This window comes from Patescibacteria group bacterium (assembly GCA_028710985.1).
Taxonomy (GTDB): Bacteria; Patescibacteriota; Patescibacteriia; order JAHJFT01; family JAHJFT01; genus JAQTTB01.
Genome location: JAQTTB010000001.1, coordinates 257,611 through 270,563, shown reverse-complemented (window position 1 = coordinate 270,563; position 12,953 = coordinate 257,611). Strand labels below are relative to the sequence as shown.

The 12,953-nt window shown below is 53.4% G+C and carries 16 protein-coding genes; 9 read left to right on the top strand and 7 right to left on the bottom strand.

The window, feature by feature from the left end; genetic code table 11:
* Positions 1 to 46: 46 nt before the first annotated feature.
* Entirely contained in the window at positions 47 to 1,027 is a 981-nt protein-coding gene (locus tag PHW53_01350) for an NAD(P)-binding domain-containing protein (GenBank protein ID MDD4995099.1), read from the bottom strand.
* A 54-nt stretch (positions 1,028 to 1,081) separates the two neighbouring features.
* Between PHW53_01350 and PHW53_01345 the strand changes: the two genes are divergently transcribed.
* The 5 genes from PHW53_01345 to PHW53_01325 are packed head-to-tail and all read left to right on the top strand — an operon-like array spanning position 1,082 to position 5,281.
* Positions 1,082 to 2,278, top strand: coding sequence for a cysteine desulfurase family protein (locus PHW53_01345; GenBank protein MDD4995098.1), 1,197 nt, complete (start codon positions 1,082 to 1,084; stop codon positions 2,276 to 2,278).
* A complete protein-coding gene (locus PHW53_01340) occupies positions 2,265 to 2,708 on the top strand; it encodes an iron-sulfur cluster assembly scaffold protein (GenBank protein MDD4995097.1) in 444 nt (147 codons plus the stop codon). The genes PHW53_01345 and PHW53_01340 overlap by 14 nt, the downstream gene beginning before the upstream one ends.
* 2 nt (positions 2,709 to 2,710) lie before the next feature.
* A complete protein-coding gene (locus PHW53_01335) occupies positions 2,711 to 3,859 on the top strand; it encodes an FAD-dependent oxidoreductase (protein MDD4995096.1) in 1,149 nt (382 codons plus the stop codon).
* Positions 3,849 to 4,904, top strand: coding sequence for an SIS domain-containing protein (locus tag PHW53_01330; protein ID MDD4995095.1), 1,056 nt, complete (start codon positions 3,849 to 3,851; stop codon positions 4,902 to 4,904). The genes PHW53_01335 and PHW53_01330 overlap by 11 nt, the downstream gene beginning before the upstream one ends.
* Positions 4,905 to 4,915: 11 nt before the next feature.
* Complete coding sequence (locus PHW53_01325; protein MDD4995094.1) at positions 4,916 to 5,281, top strand: hypothetical protein; 366 nt, start codon at positions 4,916 to 4,918, stop codon at positions 5,279 to 5,281.
* Between the two features lie 55 nt (positions 5,282 to 5,336).
* Here PHW53_01325 and PHW53_01320 read toward each other — a convergent pair whose 3' ends face one another.
* Positions 5,337 to 5,774: a hypothetical protein gene (locus PHW53_01320; GenBank protein MDD4995093.1), complete on the bottom strand. Its 438-nt coding sequence runs from the start codon at positions 5,772 to 5,774 to the stop codon at positions 5,337 to 5,339.
* 277 nt (positions 5,775 to 6,051) lie between these two features.
* Between PHW53_01320 and PHW53_01315 the strand changes: the two genes are divergently transcribed.
* Both PHW53_01315 and PHW53_01310 read left to right on the top strand, forming a co-directional pair.
* Positions 6,052 to 7,200: a hypothetical protein gene (locus PHW53_01315; protein MDD4995092.1), complete on the top strand. Its 1,149-nt coding sequence runs from the start codon at positions 6,052 to 6,054 to the stop codon at positions 7,198 to 7,200.
* 13 nt (positions 7,201 to 7,213) lie between these two features.
* Complete coding sequence (locus PHW53_01310) at positions 7,214 to 8,629, top strand: hypothetical protein (GenBank protein ID MDD4995091.1); 1,416 nt, start codon at positions 7,214 to 7,216, stop codon at positions 8,627 to 8,629.
* A 236-nt stretch (positions 8,630 to 8,865) separates the two neighbouring features.
* Here PHW53_01310 and PHW53_01305 read toward each other — a convergent pair whose 3' ends face one another.
* Positions 8,866 to 9,165 carry a DUF5698 domain-containing protein gene (locus PHW53_01305; protein MDD4995090.1) on the bottom strand — a complete coding sequence of 100 codons (300 nt, stop codon included), beginning with the start codon at positions 9,163 to 9,165 and terminating at the stop codon, positions 8,866 to 8,868.
* 367 nt (positions 9,166 to 9,532) lie between these two features.
* Between PHW53_01305 and PHW53_01300 the strand changes: the two genes are divergently transcribed.
* The gene (locus PHW53_01300; protein MDD4995089.1) at positions 9,533 to 10,195 is read left to right on the top strand and encodes a hypothetical protein; all 663 of its coding nucleotides are present in this window, start codon (positions 9,533 to 9,535) and stop codon (positions 10,193 to 10,195) included.
* Positions 10,196 to 10,315: 120 nt separating this feature from the next.
* Positions 10,316 to 11,182: a hypothetical protein gene (locus PHW53_01295; protein ID MDD4995088.1), complete on the top strand. Its 867-nt coding sequence runs from the start codon at positions 10,316 to 10,318 to the stop codon at positions 11,180 to 11,182.
* Positions 11,183 to 11,313: 131 nt separating this feature from the next.
* Here the strand turns inward: PHW53_01295 and PHW53_01290 are convergent, their stop codons facing one another.
* The 4 genes from PHW53_01290 to PHW53_01275 are packed head-to-tail and all read right to left on the bottom strand — an operon-like array spanning position 11,314 to position 12,952.
* A complete protein-coding gene (locus PHW53_01290; GenBank protein ID MDD4995087.1) occupies positions 11,314 to 11,715 on the bottom strand; it encodes a pilin in 402 nt (133 codons plus the stop codon).
* Between the two features lie 28 nt (positions 11,716 to 11,743).
* Positions 11,744 to 12,145: a hypothetical protein gene (locus PHW53_01285; GenBank protein MDD4995086.1), complete on the bottom strand. Its 402-nt coding sequence runs from the start codon at positions 12,143 to 12,145 to the stop codon at positions 11,744 to 11,746.
* 7 nt (positions 12,146 to 12,152) lie between these two features.
* Positions 12,153 to 12,536, bottom strand: coding sequence for a pilin (locus PHW53_01280; GenBank protein MDD4995085.1), 384 nt, complete (start codon positions 12,534 to 12,536; stop codon positions 12,153 to 12,155).
* 29 nt (positions 12,537 to 12,565) lie between these two features.
* On the bottom strand, positions 12,566 to 12,952 hold the full coding sequence (locus PHW53_01275) for a hypothetical protein (protein MDD4995084.1): 387 nt from the start codon (positions 12,950 to 12,952) through the stop codon (positions 12,566 to 12,568).
* Position 12,953 lies beyond the last annotated feature (1 nt).

Genomic DNA, 12,953 nt, shown 5'->3' with positions numbered 1-12,953 from the left:
TATGCGCCCCGTACATTTCGCATATATGCGCCCCGTACATGAAATATTATATTTTTTGCAGCCCCTTTTTCGGGCTGATTTTGTTTTGCAGGATGTCGTTTACCAGGATCGCGAGCGGGGCGCGGATTTTTTTCTTCCGGAAAAGTTTGGCAAAAAGCGGGGCGGCGAAGTAGCCTTCGGCGGTTTGTTTCATGCCGAGCGCGGCCGGGGAGAGGATTCTCCGCCGTCCGACCGCCAGCCGGCCGTAGGTGACGTTGCGGCTTTTTGAACTCATGACTGTCACCAGAAGATCGCCTAGACCGGAGAGCGAGAGGGCGGTTTTGGATTTGCCGCCGAGCGGAGGGAGAATGCGGCGCATCTCCTCAATAATTTGTTTCAAAAGTTCGGATTTGGCGTTGAGCTCTTGGCCGAGCGCGCCGGCCATGCCGAAAAGGATGGCATAAACATTTTTGAGTGAAGCGCAGAGCGCGGCGCCGCGTAGGTCGCGGATAATGTGCACTTTGAATTCCGGAGTTTGAAGAATTTTTTTCGCTTCGTGGCTGGATGCCGGACTCAATGATGCGATTTCCACGGTGGTCGGAAATCCGCGGGCGATTTCACCGGCCATGGCCGGACCAGTCATGCTTACAAAGTTATTTTTTAAATCCTTGGGAAGGAAGTGCAGGATTTCTTCGGCAACCGGGCGCAGGCTTTTAGGATCAAGGCCCTTGATGACAGAAATGATTAAGGTTTTTTTGCCGATGGATCGGAGAGCGCGATGAAGAACGTCCAAAACAACCCGGGATGGGACGGCCAAGAGAACGGCGTCGGCGCCTCTCTGCGCTGCGGAGAGGCTTGAAGCCGGCCAAATCTTGCGGTCAAGTTTTACGTCGGGGAGATATTTCTTATTTTGTCTTTTTTTGCCGATTTCCCGAAGAACGGCGGGTTCAACGCACCAAATCGCGACGCGATGTCCGCCCTTTGCGAGCATCTGCGCCATGGCGGTGCCCATATTGCCGCAGCCGATGATGGTAATTTGTTTAGACATAAGTTTGATGCGTATATTATAGCAAATTTTAGGGTTTTCTGATATTCTATTATTATGAAAAAAATATACTTGGACAATGCGGCAACGACCCGGCTTGACCGGCGTGTCATGGCCGAAATGATGCCATATCTGGGTGAACGTTTTGGCAATCCTTCAAGTTTCCATTCCGTGGGTAAAGAAGCCCAGAATGCAGTTGAGGCGGCACGGCGGAGCGCGGCCGGATTTTTAAATTGCCGCCCCCGGGAGATTATTTTTTGCTCGGGCGGTACGGAGTCGGATAACATGGCGGTTTTGGGCGCGGCGCGGGCGAACCGGGCGGCCGGCAACCATCTTGTGGCCTCGGCGATTGAACACCATGCCGTGCTTGAGCCAATGCACCATCTCCGCGAAAAAGAAGGTTTCCGCGTCACCGAAGCCGGGGTTGATAAGTTTGGAATCGTTGATCCGGACGAAGTGGAGAGGTTAATTACCAAAAATACGATTTTGGTTTCCGTGATGGCGGCGAACAATGAAATCGGCACCATTCAGCCAATCGCGGAAATCGGCAAGCGAATTTTAAAATGGCGCAAGGCGCACGGTACGGGGTATCCGCTTTTTCATACCGATGCGTGCCAGGCGGCCGGCGCCGTGGATTTAAATGTGGAAAAATTACACGTTGATTTTTTAACATTAAACGGCAGCAAGGTTTACGGGCCCAAGGGCGCGGGGCTGCTCTACACGCGGGCCGGGGCAAAATTTGAATCCCTTACCTTCGGCGGCGGGCAAGAAGCGGGTCGCCGCCCGGGCACGGAAAATGTTTCGGCAATCGTCGGCCTCGCCAAGGCGTTGGAAATTGCTTCGGCCGGGCGCGCGCGGGAAAATAAGCGGCTCGTGGCGCTCAGAGATTATTTTATAAAAAAAGTTCTAAAAATAATTCCGGACGCTTATCTCAACGGCCATGCGACGGAGAGGTTGCCAAACAATATAAATTTTTCTTTCTTGAACGCCGAGGGGGAGGCGATGATTTTGTACCTTGATGCCAAAGGCGTGTCGGTTTCATCCGGGTCGGCGTGCACTTCGCGGTCGCTTGATCCCTCGCACGTGATACTTGCCTGCGGCGCGCCGCACGAAGTGGCACATTCTTCGGTGCGCTTTACGCTCGGCCGGGAGACAAAAAAGGCGGATCTTGATTATGTGCTCAAGATTTTGCCGTCGGTTGTCCAAAAAATACGATCAATGTCACCAACTAAGTTTATTTATGAAAAAAAATAATAATAAATCGGATCTCGTGCGCGGCGAAGAAGTGTGGCTTTACTCCGAACGAGTAAAGGATCATTTTTTTAATCCCCGCAACGTGATGACCGAGGATTTGCTAAATAATTATCAGGCCGATGGAATCGGGGAAGTCGGGTCACCGGCGTGCGGCGACATGATGCGCGTTTGGATAAAGGTTGATCCCGTAACCCGCAAGATTACGGACTGCAAGTGGCGCACTTTCGGATGCGCTTCGGCGATCGCCTCAACCTCGGCGCTCTCGGAAATGGCCATCGGCATGACGGTGGATGAAGCGAAAAAAATAACACCGGAGGATATTATCAAGCAGCTTGGCGGACTGCCGCAAATCAAAGTTCACTGCTCAGTGCTCGGCGACCAGGCGCTCCGGGCGGCGATCGCGGATTGGGAAAAGAGGAAAAATCATTGATTATGAAAAGACAGGCCGAATATTTAATTGTGGGCGCGAGCGCCGCGGGCATGGCCGCGGCCGAAGAGCTGAGGCAACGCGACGCGAATGCCGGAATTGCGGTTTTGAGTGACGAGAAAGAGCCGGGTTACTCGCGTATTTTACTTACAAAATATTTAGAAGGCGGGATTGAAAAACAAAAGTTGTTTTTGCGTGATAAAAAATGGTTTGATGAACAGAAAATAATATTCGTGACGGAATCGCGCGCGGAATTGCTTGATGCGGAGAAAAAAATTGTCACAACCGAGTCCGGAGACGAAATTGAATACGGAAAATTGTTAATCGCGTCCGGCGTGCGGCCTCGTTTGCTGTCAGCCCGTGAGAATGGAGCTGATATTTTTTATCTTTGGAACCTTGAAGATGCGGAAAAAATTCTGCAGGCCTTTCGGGAAATAAAACCGCGGCGAGCCGCGGTTGTGGGCGGCGGATTTATCGGCCAGGCATTTCTTAAGATTTGCCGGGCGAGGGGACTGGAGACGCATCTTTATATGCGGGGCGAATACTACTGGTCAAAGATATTGGGAAAAGTCGCCGGCGAATTAATCAATAAAAAATTTATTGAGCAGGGCATTATTTTGCATAAGAGTTTTGAGGCGGCGGGAGAAGAAATAAAAGGGGATATTGTTTTCGCGGGCGTGGGCATGAAACCGAATATTGAATGGCTTGCCGGTTCGGGTGTGGAGACGGACGACGGAGTCAGGGTGAATGAGCGCATGGAGACGAGTGCCCGGGACGTATATGCGGCCGGTGATGTGGTGAAATTTTTTGACGCGGCGGCTGAAGAATATCGCCGGCAGGGCAACTGGGCGAACGCGGCGCGCCAGGGCCGGATCGCCGGAGCGAATATGGCCGGCGCGAACGAAGAATTTTGCGAAGTGACGGTGAACGCTTTGGATATTTTTGGATTGCCGGTGGTTTTTTTAGGAGACACGCGGCGCGAGGCGGCGGACGAAGTGGTTGAGAAGATGTCCGGCGCGGACGCGGTGAAAGAAATATTTGTAAAAGACGGTAAAATCCGCGGGGCGGCGCTCGCGGGCGACGCTTCGGAGCGGGGCTTGCTTGAGGCCGCAATTAAAGATAAAATGGGTATATCAAAAATTTATGGAAATTAGTGTAAAAATCATGAAAAAACTTGATTCACGCGATGTTTTTGGTTCAATCGGCTTTATTCCCAAACAGGCGGCTCAGGCCTGGAGCGAAGCGCGGCGGATTAAGATCCCGAAAAATTATTCGAGGGTTTCGCGTATTTTGGTTTGCGGCATGGGCGGTTCGGCAATCGGACCGCACGCGGTGCGTTCAATTTTTTACGACAAGATTGATGCGCCGATGCAGATTATAAACAGTTATAATCTGCCGGCTTACGTGGATGAAAATACTTTGGTTTTATTATCTTCATATTCGGGCACGACCGAAGAAGTAATTTCGTGTGCGCGCGAGGCCCGGGCAAAGCGCGCGAAAATTATGGTAATTGCCGCAGGCGGTGTGCTTGCGGAGATGGCAAAAAAATATTCCTGGCCGATGTATGAATTTACGCCGAAGTGGAATCCGTGCGGCCAGCCGCGGCTCGGGCTTGGATACGCGATATTCGGGACACTCGCGCTTCTCTCGCGCGCCGGTCTGGCGCGCGTTTCGGAGAGCGAAGGCGAGGCAATGATCCGCGCGCTTGCTCGGCAGGCAAAGCGGTTTGCCGCAAACGGCACAAATCCGGCAAAGAATTTGGCGCGCCAGCTCAAGGGGAAACAGGTGATTTTAATTGGTTCGGAATTTTTGGAAGGCAACATGCACATCGCGGCAAATCAAATCAACGAAACATCAAAGCAGTTCGCGACATATTTTCTGATTCCGGAAATCAACCATCATTTGCTTGAGGGGCTTTCTTTTCCCGAGCGGCCGAAGCGCGATATGAGATTCGTATTTTTTGAATCCAAAAAGTATCATCCCCAAGTCCAGCGGCGGTACGCGCTCACGCGGCAGATTATTGAAAGAAATAAGATTAAAACCCTGACTTATCGTTTTTCCGAAACCGCGAAGCTCGCGCAGGCGTCCGAGGCGCTGATGCTCGGAGCATATTTGAGTTTTTATCTCGGCATCATGAATGGCAAAGATCCTTCGGATATCCCATGGGTTAATTTTCTTAAGAAAAAACTGAGTAATTAATTATAAATAATATGATACCAGAAAAATCTATACCAATGGAGAAGTTGTCGGAGGCCGAGCGCGAAATGCTGGAGGGCGCGACGGTTGACGCGAGTAAAGGGAAACCAAAAAAGGGGGATTATACACTCGAACAGCAGGAGGTAATTGACGCGTTCGAAAAAGTAGCTTCGCAGGACAAGGCGCATCGCGCGATTGTTGAGAATATCAAGTCGCACGGAATTTTTGAGGGTAGGGGCGACTCCTTTGAGCAGATTTTTGCATCAATCAAAAATCTTAAGAAAACCGGCGTGCCTCCGGATGAGCTTCAGGCCGCTCTGAATAAACAGGTTGGTCAAATGTTGACGCGCTACGGCAAGACGATAGGTCCGGCGGCATAAAACAGTTAATAAAAAAAGTTGCACCTGGCGCAAGGAAGAGCGTCAGGTGCCTTTTTTAGTGTGGAGATCGCCGCAGGCAGGCGAAGACTCCCCAGAAGAATCTGCTTAGAACCTCGAGAACTTTATCGTTCTCGGTAATGACGAGCGAAGCGGTGACTTCCTGGCAGATGACCAGCTCGCCCCATTCCTTGACGGCCGGGTCGTCGCTCGTGGAGGCAAGCGCCGCTTCCCGCTTGCGCATCTCGTTCGGCGTTTTGGCGATTTCGTCAGCCACGGCGCGCGCAATCTTATCCGAGACGCGGGGGAATAGCTGAATTTTCCGGTCGATGAAATCAATCATCAGATTGAAGGCGCGAAGCAGCTCCTCAATTGTGGGATTCGTCTGGCGCAGGGCGCGGTCGGCCGGGCGGAAAATGTGCTCAAGAATGGCCGGATTGTTGTGTTCCAAATATTCCACGAACATAATGCCGCGATTCGTAGGGGGTTCCTTCATGGTTTCCTCCCTTCAGAAAACATTCAATCATAGAGCATTTTTGGGTTTTTGTCAAGGGTCGGGCAAAATTTGTCCGCGCGCCTTGACATTTTGCATTTTTTGTGCTAAAATGCGCTGTTACCTGGGTTGCGCTCGGGTGGCGTTTTCTTAGGTTCGTTAACAATTAAACAGCGGAAAAAAATAGAAAGAGAGGATAGGAAACATGGCGAACAGTAGGAAAGAGTCGGTAGCCAATCCGGCTCAGGTTTCTGTTTCAGGAGCGACACCAACTGACGATATGAATGCGGTCATGAGGACGCTAAAGCCGCATTTAGAGAGACAAGCGGAACGGCTGGGCAAGCTCTTGATTCACAACTCCTACGTCAAGCCCATGACCGATCAGTTGGATGAAGGAGTGCGAAACTTCTTAGAGCTCGGCGTGCGAAGCCTAGGCGGCTACATTCTGCTTCAGAGAAGCTGGTTCAAGAAGGAATCAAGTTATCGCCTGGCAAACGAGCTCGTGGATGCCCTGTTCTCCGGAATCGGCGAGGGGCTCACTGAGCCATGGGAGGACGGGAAAGGTAAATTCGACGAGAAGAAATTCCAGCACGCATTCAACGCACGCATGAACGGGATCAACTGTGAGGTGGCACTCGATCGTAACGGTCTGCATTATCATCAGCCCATGTGTCCGATCGCGAGACAGATACAACGCGGAGGGCGTGGAAAACAGCAACAGCAGTCGCAGGTGCTTATGGGTGAACGATTGGATGCGGAAATCGCCGGTCGTTCTCCGGCTGACTGTTGCTGGAGATGGTTCGCGACGAAGGACGAGGAAGCGCGTGCGGAACATACCGGCACCCTCGCGACGGTCCTGATGGATGTCGATCCGATCGAGGCCGAGGAGTTCCAGCGGTGGCTTTCCGAGCTGGACGCGGGGCGCGCCAAGCGCATCAAGCCGTATGTGATGGCAATCACCAGGACGGCAGAGCTGAGGCTTTTGATGCGTAAGATTCGGCGCCAGCGCGACGAGTACCGGGAACTCCACAATCAGATAACTACGAGGCTCACGGCCGGTGAAGAAGTGGATCCGGACGCGGAAGCCGCGGCGCTTCTTGATTCACAAACCGAGGAGATGGTGCTCGCGCTCGGTACGATCATCAAGCTTTCGGAGCCGAAGAAGGAGAAGTTCTTCTCCAAGAAACACGTTTCTGGTTTGTATAAGCGGGCGAAGAAATGCGTGGAAGACAAGGAGGAGGGCATCGCCACGGGTCTGGAGCAGATCGACGAGGGTCTGGAGCAGAGAGTGAGCACGCCACTGCGCGACGTAGCAAATCGAGCGAGCGAGGGCTGCTACGCAGCCTACGCGCGCGCGAGGGCGCGTCTTGCGCCTCCACCGCCGAGGCGTGGCTTCGTAGGCATTCTCCGTAACCTGCTGGGAATATAGAAAGGAGTCTGGCATGAAAAAGTCCTCTAGCATATGGACATCCATAACCAAGCTCGTAACACACTTCTTCACCGATGCGAGCGCTCTCTTCACGATTCTTCACGACGACGTGGAGACCATTGTCGTGGAACTCGTTTCGCGCGGCATCGCCGAGGCGCGCGAGCTCCGTCGCGTGCTTTTCCGCACGGTGTGGAGGCTCGTGATTCTCTGGACGCTCGGCGTGGTCACGGGTTACCTCGGTCACGTTTGGGGCGTGATCTGGCTCATGAATCTGGGCCGGATCATCATCGCGTTCGGCAGTCTTGGCTTCGCCGCCATGCTCGCCTACCTCTGGTTCAGAACCGCGATATTCGCGGAGGTGCTGGTGATACTCGCCGGCGCCATCGAGAAGATCCCGCTCCCCAAGCTTTCTTTCCCCGGCATCAAGCTGTCGAGAGAAGGCGATAAGCTGCTCATCTGCTCCAGCGAGCGGTTTACCTTCGACTGGACGCATGTGCAGACCGGGATCGGTCAGGCCAAAGCCGGGAAACTGTTGCGTCAGCTCATGAGCGTCATGGCCTGGCTCGCAGTGCTCGGCATTTACGCAAGCGTGTTTCCGGTCTACACCAATCCGTTCGCTTTCCTCGTGGTACTGCTCATTGCGTTGTTCATCGGGTTTGCGACGGTTGGGTGGGAGCTCAAGAGCCCGTGGTCAAGGCGCGTCGCGCTTGCCTTTGTCGGGTTCGTGCTCCTTGCAACAACCATCAATTTCGGCCAGAGCCTGCTTCGTGGCAAGCAGTACAACCATCATCTGCGGACCCAGATCGTTTATGCGGACTTGTACGACAAGTACGCGATGGCGGTCGAGGGGTACGTGGACAGGTGGGGCATCGGCATCGAAGACCAGCCGTCGCCGGTCGTGCGGCAGGATCCTTCAACGCGCTGTGACCAGTGCGTCGACGGGATGCGCAACATCGTCTGCGACTGCAAGCTCCCGATTCCAGGAATGACATTTAGCTCTTCCTGCACGACCCGAGAGTGCCTCAAGGCGCGCGACGAGCTCTACCTCAACAATGCGCGGCTGGACTACCGCGAAGAGCTCGGACGACTCGCCAAGCTTGACGCCAAGCTCCGTCCCGGGACGCCGATCGAGTTCTGGAACTACGGGATGAGCGTCATGGGCGTGGGCTATGCCAAAGCCAAGGCCGAGCTTAAGGAGCTGAGAACCAGGAAAGGTTTCGCGGTCGTGGCGAAAACGCCAACCGTGCCGACAACGACGTCCGCACTCGTCACTCCCGCCGCGCCTGCCAAGACTCAGTCTACACTGATCATTTCGGCAGCTGATCCGGTCGAGCCACCGCCCGCGCTCTCGGACGAGGGGCGGGCCAAGCTCGAGGCCAAGCTCGCCGAGCTCCGGGCACTCAAGGTCCGGGTTCAGGCGATCGAGTAGTTCTTTCATTGTTCTTCCGACGCTCGTTGACAGGTTCACTGTTGACGGGCGTCTTTTTTTACGCGAATTAGGAATCATGAATCAGGAGAAGTCGCTTTAAAAGACCCTGATTCCTGATTCATAATTCTTGATTCTCGATTTAAGCATTTGGATTTTTTAAAAACAAAAGCATCCTCTATTTGTATAAAGGATGCTTTTAGTAATCACGGGGGACGGGCTCTGTATCTTGTGCCATATTATTTATTCTCCTGAAGAACGGGCTGGGCTGACCGTACTTTATTTTTGCGCCGGCATATTTTGTCAAAATAATGAAAATACGCGGTGCAGAACATGGTGCCGATGGCGCATCCGAGCGCGTAGATAACAATCAGCTGGGTGTTGCTGATATCGGAAATTATGCGCTGGAGCACGTAGTACCAGATAAAGATATTGACCAGGGTGACAAACCCGCTTGCCATGATTTGCGCCTTGGTGACCACGCGGGTCCAGGCAGTGGCGATAATCATTTCCAGGAAACCGATGAAAAAGAGAATCATGGGCAATGGTTTAGGTTAATTAAGCGCTTTTTGGTAAAAAGACCGACTTTTACGCAAAAATGCGCCTCTTTTCGGGAAAACGCATTTTTCGTCTTTTTAGTGGCTTAATCATGCCAAAAATTGGCGGCTTTGTCAAGGGTGGCACCGTTAGAGCGAAGCGGGTAGGGGCAGACCCCCGTGTCTGCCCGGATAAGGATTATGCCCCGTGTCTGCCCGGATAAGGATTATGCCAGCCCCCAGCCAACCGTGACGGGGCGGACACAGGGGTCCGCCCCTACATCCGATATTCACGGCCGGATATTTTGTCATAATTATGATGATTTTTAGCCAAAAAATTGCCCATGGGCATTGACAAAATCGTGAAAATATGGTATATTTGAGAGTTCAAAATCAGCCAATCACCAAGGAGGAAATAGCCATGAAGAAGCTGGTTTGCGTTCTTTTCGCGTTCGCGCTCGCTGGTTGCTACCATGCATCCGTGCAGTCCCCGGGCATGACGGCCGACGGCGTCAGCCCCTATCTGCCGAGTCCGGCTTACGGTTCGCTCGTGCTCCAAGATAAACAGATGGCCTACCAGTACTCCATGCAGGCCGAGCTCGTGAACTACCAGTTCAAGCTCCAGCAGGCGTGGGAAGCATGTCTGGGATCGTACGACGCTGAGACCTGCCGTGAGATTCACGGCGGATACCCCTACTACATGGGTATGGGCATGGGCTACGGCGGCGGCTACGGCATGTCTGGCTGGGGTTCTCCCATGATGGGATATCCCGGCTGTCCGTACATGAGCGCCAACTGGTGCGACACCTGGGTCAAGACCCAGGCCGGCATCCAAATGGCGCAGGTCATGACCGCGCAGCAACAGGCGTACAGCCAGTACGCATCTGCAGCTGCGAGTGTCTGGTCAACGCCGTCAGCGAGTCCGGATTACTCGGCCAAGATCGCGGAACTCAAGGCGATCGCCGAAAAGATCCTGGACTTGGAGATCGAGGAGACCGAGGAAGCGCTCGCCGCGACGACGCCCTCGCCCTGACGCTCTTTCAGTTCTCGCGCAGAGGTGCTTCTCATCTCTGCGCGGATCTATCAAGAAGATAAAATAATTTGTCTTTTGGATTGATCCTTTGAACAACAATCAACAGCGGAGGATAACGAGATGAAGACGTACCTAACTCTGTTCGTGATGGTGGTTCTTGCGGCGTGCGCCGCGGCTCCCAAGTGTCCGGTGAGTTCCGACGACTTCGCGAGCGCGACGAGCGACCTCGCGAGTCTGCAGTCCGAGGTGAATGACCTGGAGGCCGAGCTCGCGGACGCCCAGGCGCGGGGCGACGAGATGTACGATCTCGCGCTCAGCTACGAGACCAAGAACGCCGAGCTCGAGAGCATGCTCGGAAGCGAGCCGGCCGCGGTTTCCAAGACCGTGGTCGCGGAAGTGGAAATGGAATCCATCTCCGAGAACGAAGCGATCAACGAGAAGAAGGTCGCTGAGCTCACGGACCTCATCGCCCAGGCCGAGGCAATCAACGCCAAGTTGGAGGCCGAGGCCAAGCCGACGCTACTCCCGCCCCCGCCCAAGCCGGTTCTCCAGCCGGTCCCGCCCATCTACGGCTACGGCATCTCGCCCGCGCCGTTCGGCGCATCCATGATGCCGTACCAGCCATTCCCGGCCGGAATCACGGGTTATACCTATGCTCCGCCGGCTGGCTCTAACCTCAACATCCACATCTCGGGCGAAGACGTCAAGGATGGCGCCTACTTCCGGGTCTGGGTGAACGGCAAGGAGGTGATCTGGGCTGGAGAGATGGTGCTGCCGGTTCTGGAAGATGGCGGCATCGTTATGCTCCCATTGCTTCCGCCCCAGGCCGATGGCTACGTTCCGGTTGAGTCTTTCGGCCCCTTCGAGGTGCTTGTCCAGGTCTGCTACATGACCGGCGGCAAGTGCGTGCTCAAGGGCGACAAGAAAAAGGCCGCGTCCATCAAAGACGTGTCCAATCGGACCGTCATCCTCCACGAGTACGACTGACCGCTGGGCGACCGCGAGGGTCGCTCCTACAGCACGGCCCGTCAAGGTTATCGAGAAATCGAAACTTTGGCGGGCTCATTTTTTTTATAAAAAAACCACCCCGATAGCGAACGGGGTGGTTTTTAAATTGTTTAATCCAGTGTCGCGGTGACCAAAGCGTCGATAACGAATGCGGAAATCGCGTAAGCCGCGAGGATGATAACTAAGCCGATAATTGCGTCGGTAATTAATTGCTTGGCTTTTTTCACTGTTTCTTCCTTGCCTTGGGAGGTCATCCAGAGGAAGCCGCCGTAGATTAAGAGCACAAAGAAGATGACGCCGAGGAGTGAGAGAAGCACGGTGATAATATTTCCGACGATTTCCAGGAACTGTTCTTGGCCTGTGCCGGCGCTGAATCCCGCGCTTTCACCGGCTTGCTGAAGCAGGGTTTCCGGATTCGGATCGGTGCCTTCTGCAAGCGCGAGGCAAGGAGCGAATACAAGCGAAACAAGCGTGATGACGCTTAGCGTAAAGAATATTTTATTCTTGAACATAATTTATTAATTAAGGATTATGTGATTTTTATGGGGTTGGGGCAGTGGGCTGGACTTCGGCGCCGAGAAGCATGGAAATCACGAACTGGGCGATGGCGTAGGCGGCAAAGATAATAATCAGGCCGAGAATGGCGCTCGTGATCAGATTCTTTGCGCGCTTGACGGTTTCTTCATTTCCCATGGCAGTCATCCAGAGGATTCCGCCGTAAATTAGGAGGACAAAGAAGATTACACCAACGAGCGAGAGAAAAATGGAGATGACGCGTCCGACAGTGGCGGTAAGTTCGCCCTTGGGAAGCTCGGAGGCTTCGGCCGTGGTTTCAAGGCCGGTTTCGGAAACCGTGAGCGCGAGAACCGCGTTTGCGGAAATTAAAACCCACGCAAGAAGCGGCAGAATCAATAACAATTTGCGCGCCCGGGTGAGTTTCATAATTTATTTAGTCCTGAGTTGCGGTAACCAGGCTCTCGAGCACGAAGCGGGCGATTGCCCATGAAGCCAAAATGATGGCAAGTCCGATAATGCCCTGAATAATTCTTTGTTTTGCTTTAGTTACGTTTTCCTCGTTGCCGCCGGCGGTCATCCACTGAAAGCCGCCGATGAGGATTATGCCCACGGCGACGATGCCGAGGAGGCCCATGGCCACGTTGATGATTGAAGCGACGGTGGCGCGGATATCGCGTTTGCCGAGCTCAATCTCGGACTCAACCTCTTCAATGCCGACTTCCAGGGCCAAAGCGGCTGAAAGCGGAACGAAGATGAGGGAGAGAATTGCGAAAGCGCAGATATTGCGCGCAACAGTATTCTTCATTAAATTACGCATACTTTTTATTAAGTAATTAATTATTAAATTCAGCCCAATAGGGCGGTTAAAATAAATTTTGTAATTGCGTAGGCGGAAAAAATTACCGCGAGGCCGATTACCGCCCAAACAATCATGTTTTTGCCTGACTTAATTCTATCAGCATTGCCGGCTGAGGTCAACCAAATAAAGCCGCCGGCCACGAATATAAGAAGCGCAATTGAGCCGACAATGCCCAGGGCGTACTGGATGATGCGGCCGATCATGGTCTGGATAAAGACATCCGGCGCCGCTGCCGCTTGGCCGAACGGCGGATTGAGCTCAACTTTTTGCGGAACGCCGGTATCGGTGGAAGTGGGGGTCGTAATAGCTAAAGCGGTTGGGATAAGCAGGGTGAGCGCGAAGAGAGCGATTGAAACAATAAAAAATGATTTCATA

What these genes read in the sequence shown, in the direction of transcription:
- PHW53_01290 (MDD4995087.1), bottom strand. Translation starts at nt 11,715, where the DNA reads ATGTTCAAGAATAAAATATTCTTTACGCTAAGCGTCATCACGCTTGTT.
- PHW53_01275 (MDD4995084.1), bottom strand. Translation starts at nt 12,952, where the DNA reads ATGAAATCATTTTTTATTGTTTCAATCGCTCTCTTCGCGCTCACCCTG.
- PHW53_01330 (MDD4995095.1), top strand. Translation starts at nt 3,849, where the DNA reads ATGGAAATTAGTGTAAAAATCATGAAAAAACTTGATTCACGCGATGTT.
- PHW53_01300 (MDD4995089.1), top strand. Translation starts at nt 9,533, where the DNA reads ATGGTATATTTGAGAGTTCAAAATCAGCCAATCACCAAGGAGGAAATA.
- PHW53_01315 (MDD4995092.1), top strand. Translation starts at nt 6,052, where the DNA reads ATGAATGCGGTCATGAGGACGCTAAAGCCGCATTTAGAGAGACAAGCG.
- PHW53_01325 (MDD4995094.1), top strand. Translation starts at nt 4,916, where the DNA reads ATGATACCAGAAAAATCTATACCAATGGAGAAGTTGTCGGAGGCCGAG.
- PHW53_01280 (MDD4995085.1), bottom strand. Translation starts at nt 12,536, where the DNA reads ATGCGTAATTTAATGAAGAATACTGTTGCGCGCAATATCTGCGCTTTC.
- PHW53_01285 (MDD4995086.1), bottom strand. Translation starts at nt 12,145, where the DNA reads ATGAAACTCACCCGGGCGCGCAAATTGTTATTGATTCTGCCGCTTCTT.
- PHW53_01345 (MDD4995098.1), top strand. Translation starts at nt 1,082, where the DNA reads ATGAAAAAAATATACTTGGACAATGCGGCAACGACCCGGCTTGACCGG.
- PHW53_01335 (MDD4995096.1), top strand. Translation starts at nt 2,711, where the DNA reads ATGAAAAGACAGGCCGAATATTTAATTGTGGGCGCGAGCGCCGCGGGC.
- PHW53_01350 (MDD4995099.1), bottom strand. Translation starts at nt 1,027, where the DNA reads ATGTCTAAACAAATTACCATCATCGGCTGCGGCAATATGGGCACCGCC.
- PHW53_01295 (MDD4995088.1), top strand. Translation starts at nt 10,316, where the DNA reads ATGAAGACGTACCTAACTCTGTTCGTGATGGTGGTTCTTGCGGCGTGC.
- PHW53_01305 (MDD4995090.1), bottom strand. Translation starts at nt 9,165, where the DNA reads ATGATTCTCTTTTTCATCGGTTTCCTGGAAATGATTATCGCCACTGCC.
- PHW53_01340 (MDD4995097.1), top strand. Translation starts at nt 2,265, where the DNA reads ATGAAAAAAAATAATAATAAATCGGATCTCGTGCGCGGCGAAGAAGTG.
- PHW53_01310 (MDD4995091.1), top strand. Translation starts at nt 7,214, where the DNA reads ATGAAAAAGTCCTCTAGCATATGGACATCCATAACCAAGCTCGTAACA.
- PHW53_01320 (MDD4995093.1), bottom strand. Translation starts at nt 5,774, where the DNA reads ATGAAGGAACCCCCTACGAATCGCGGCATTATGTTCGTGGAATATTTG.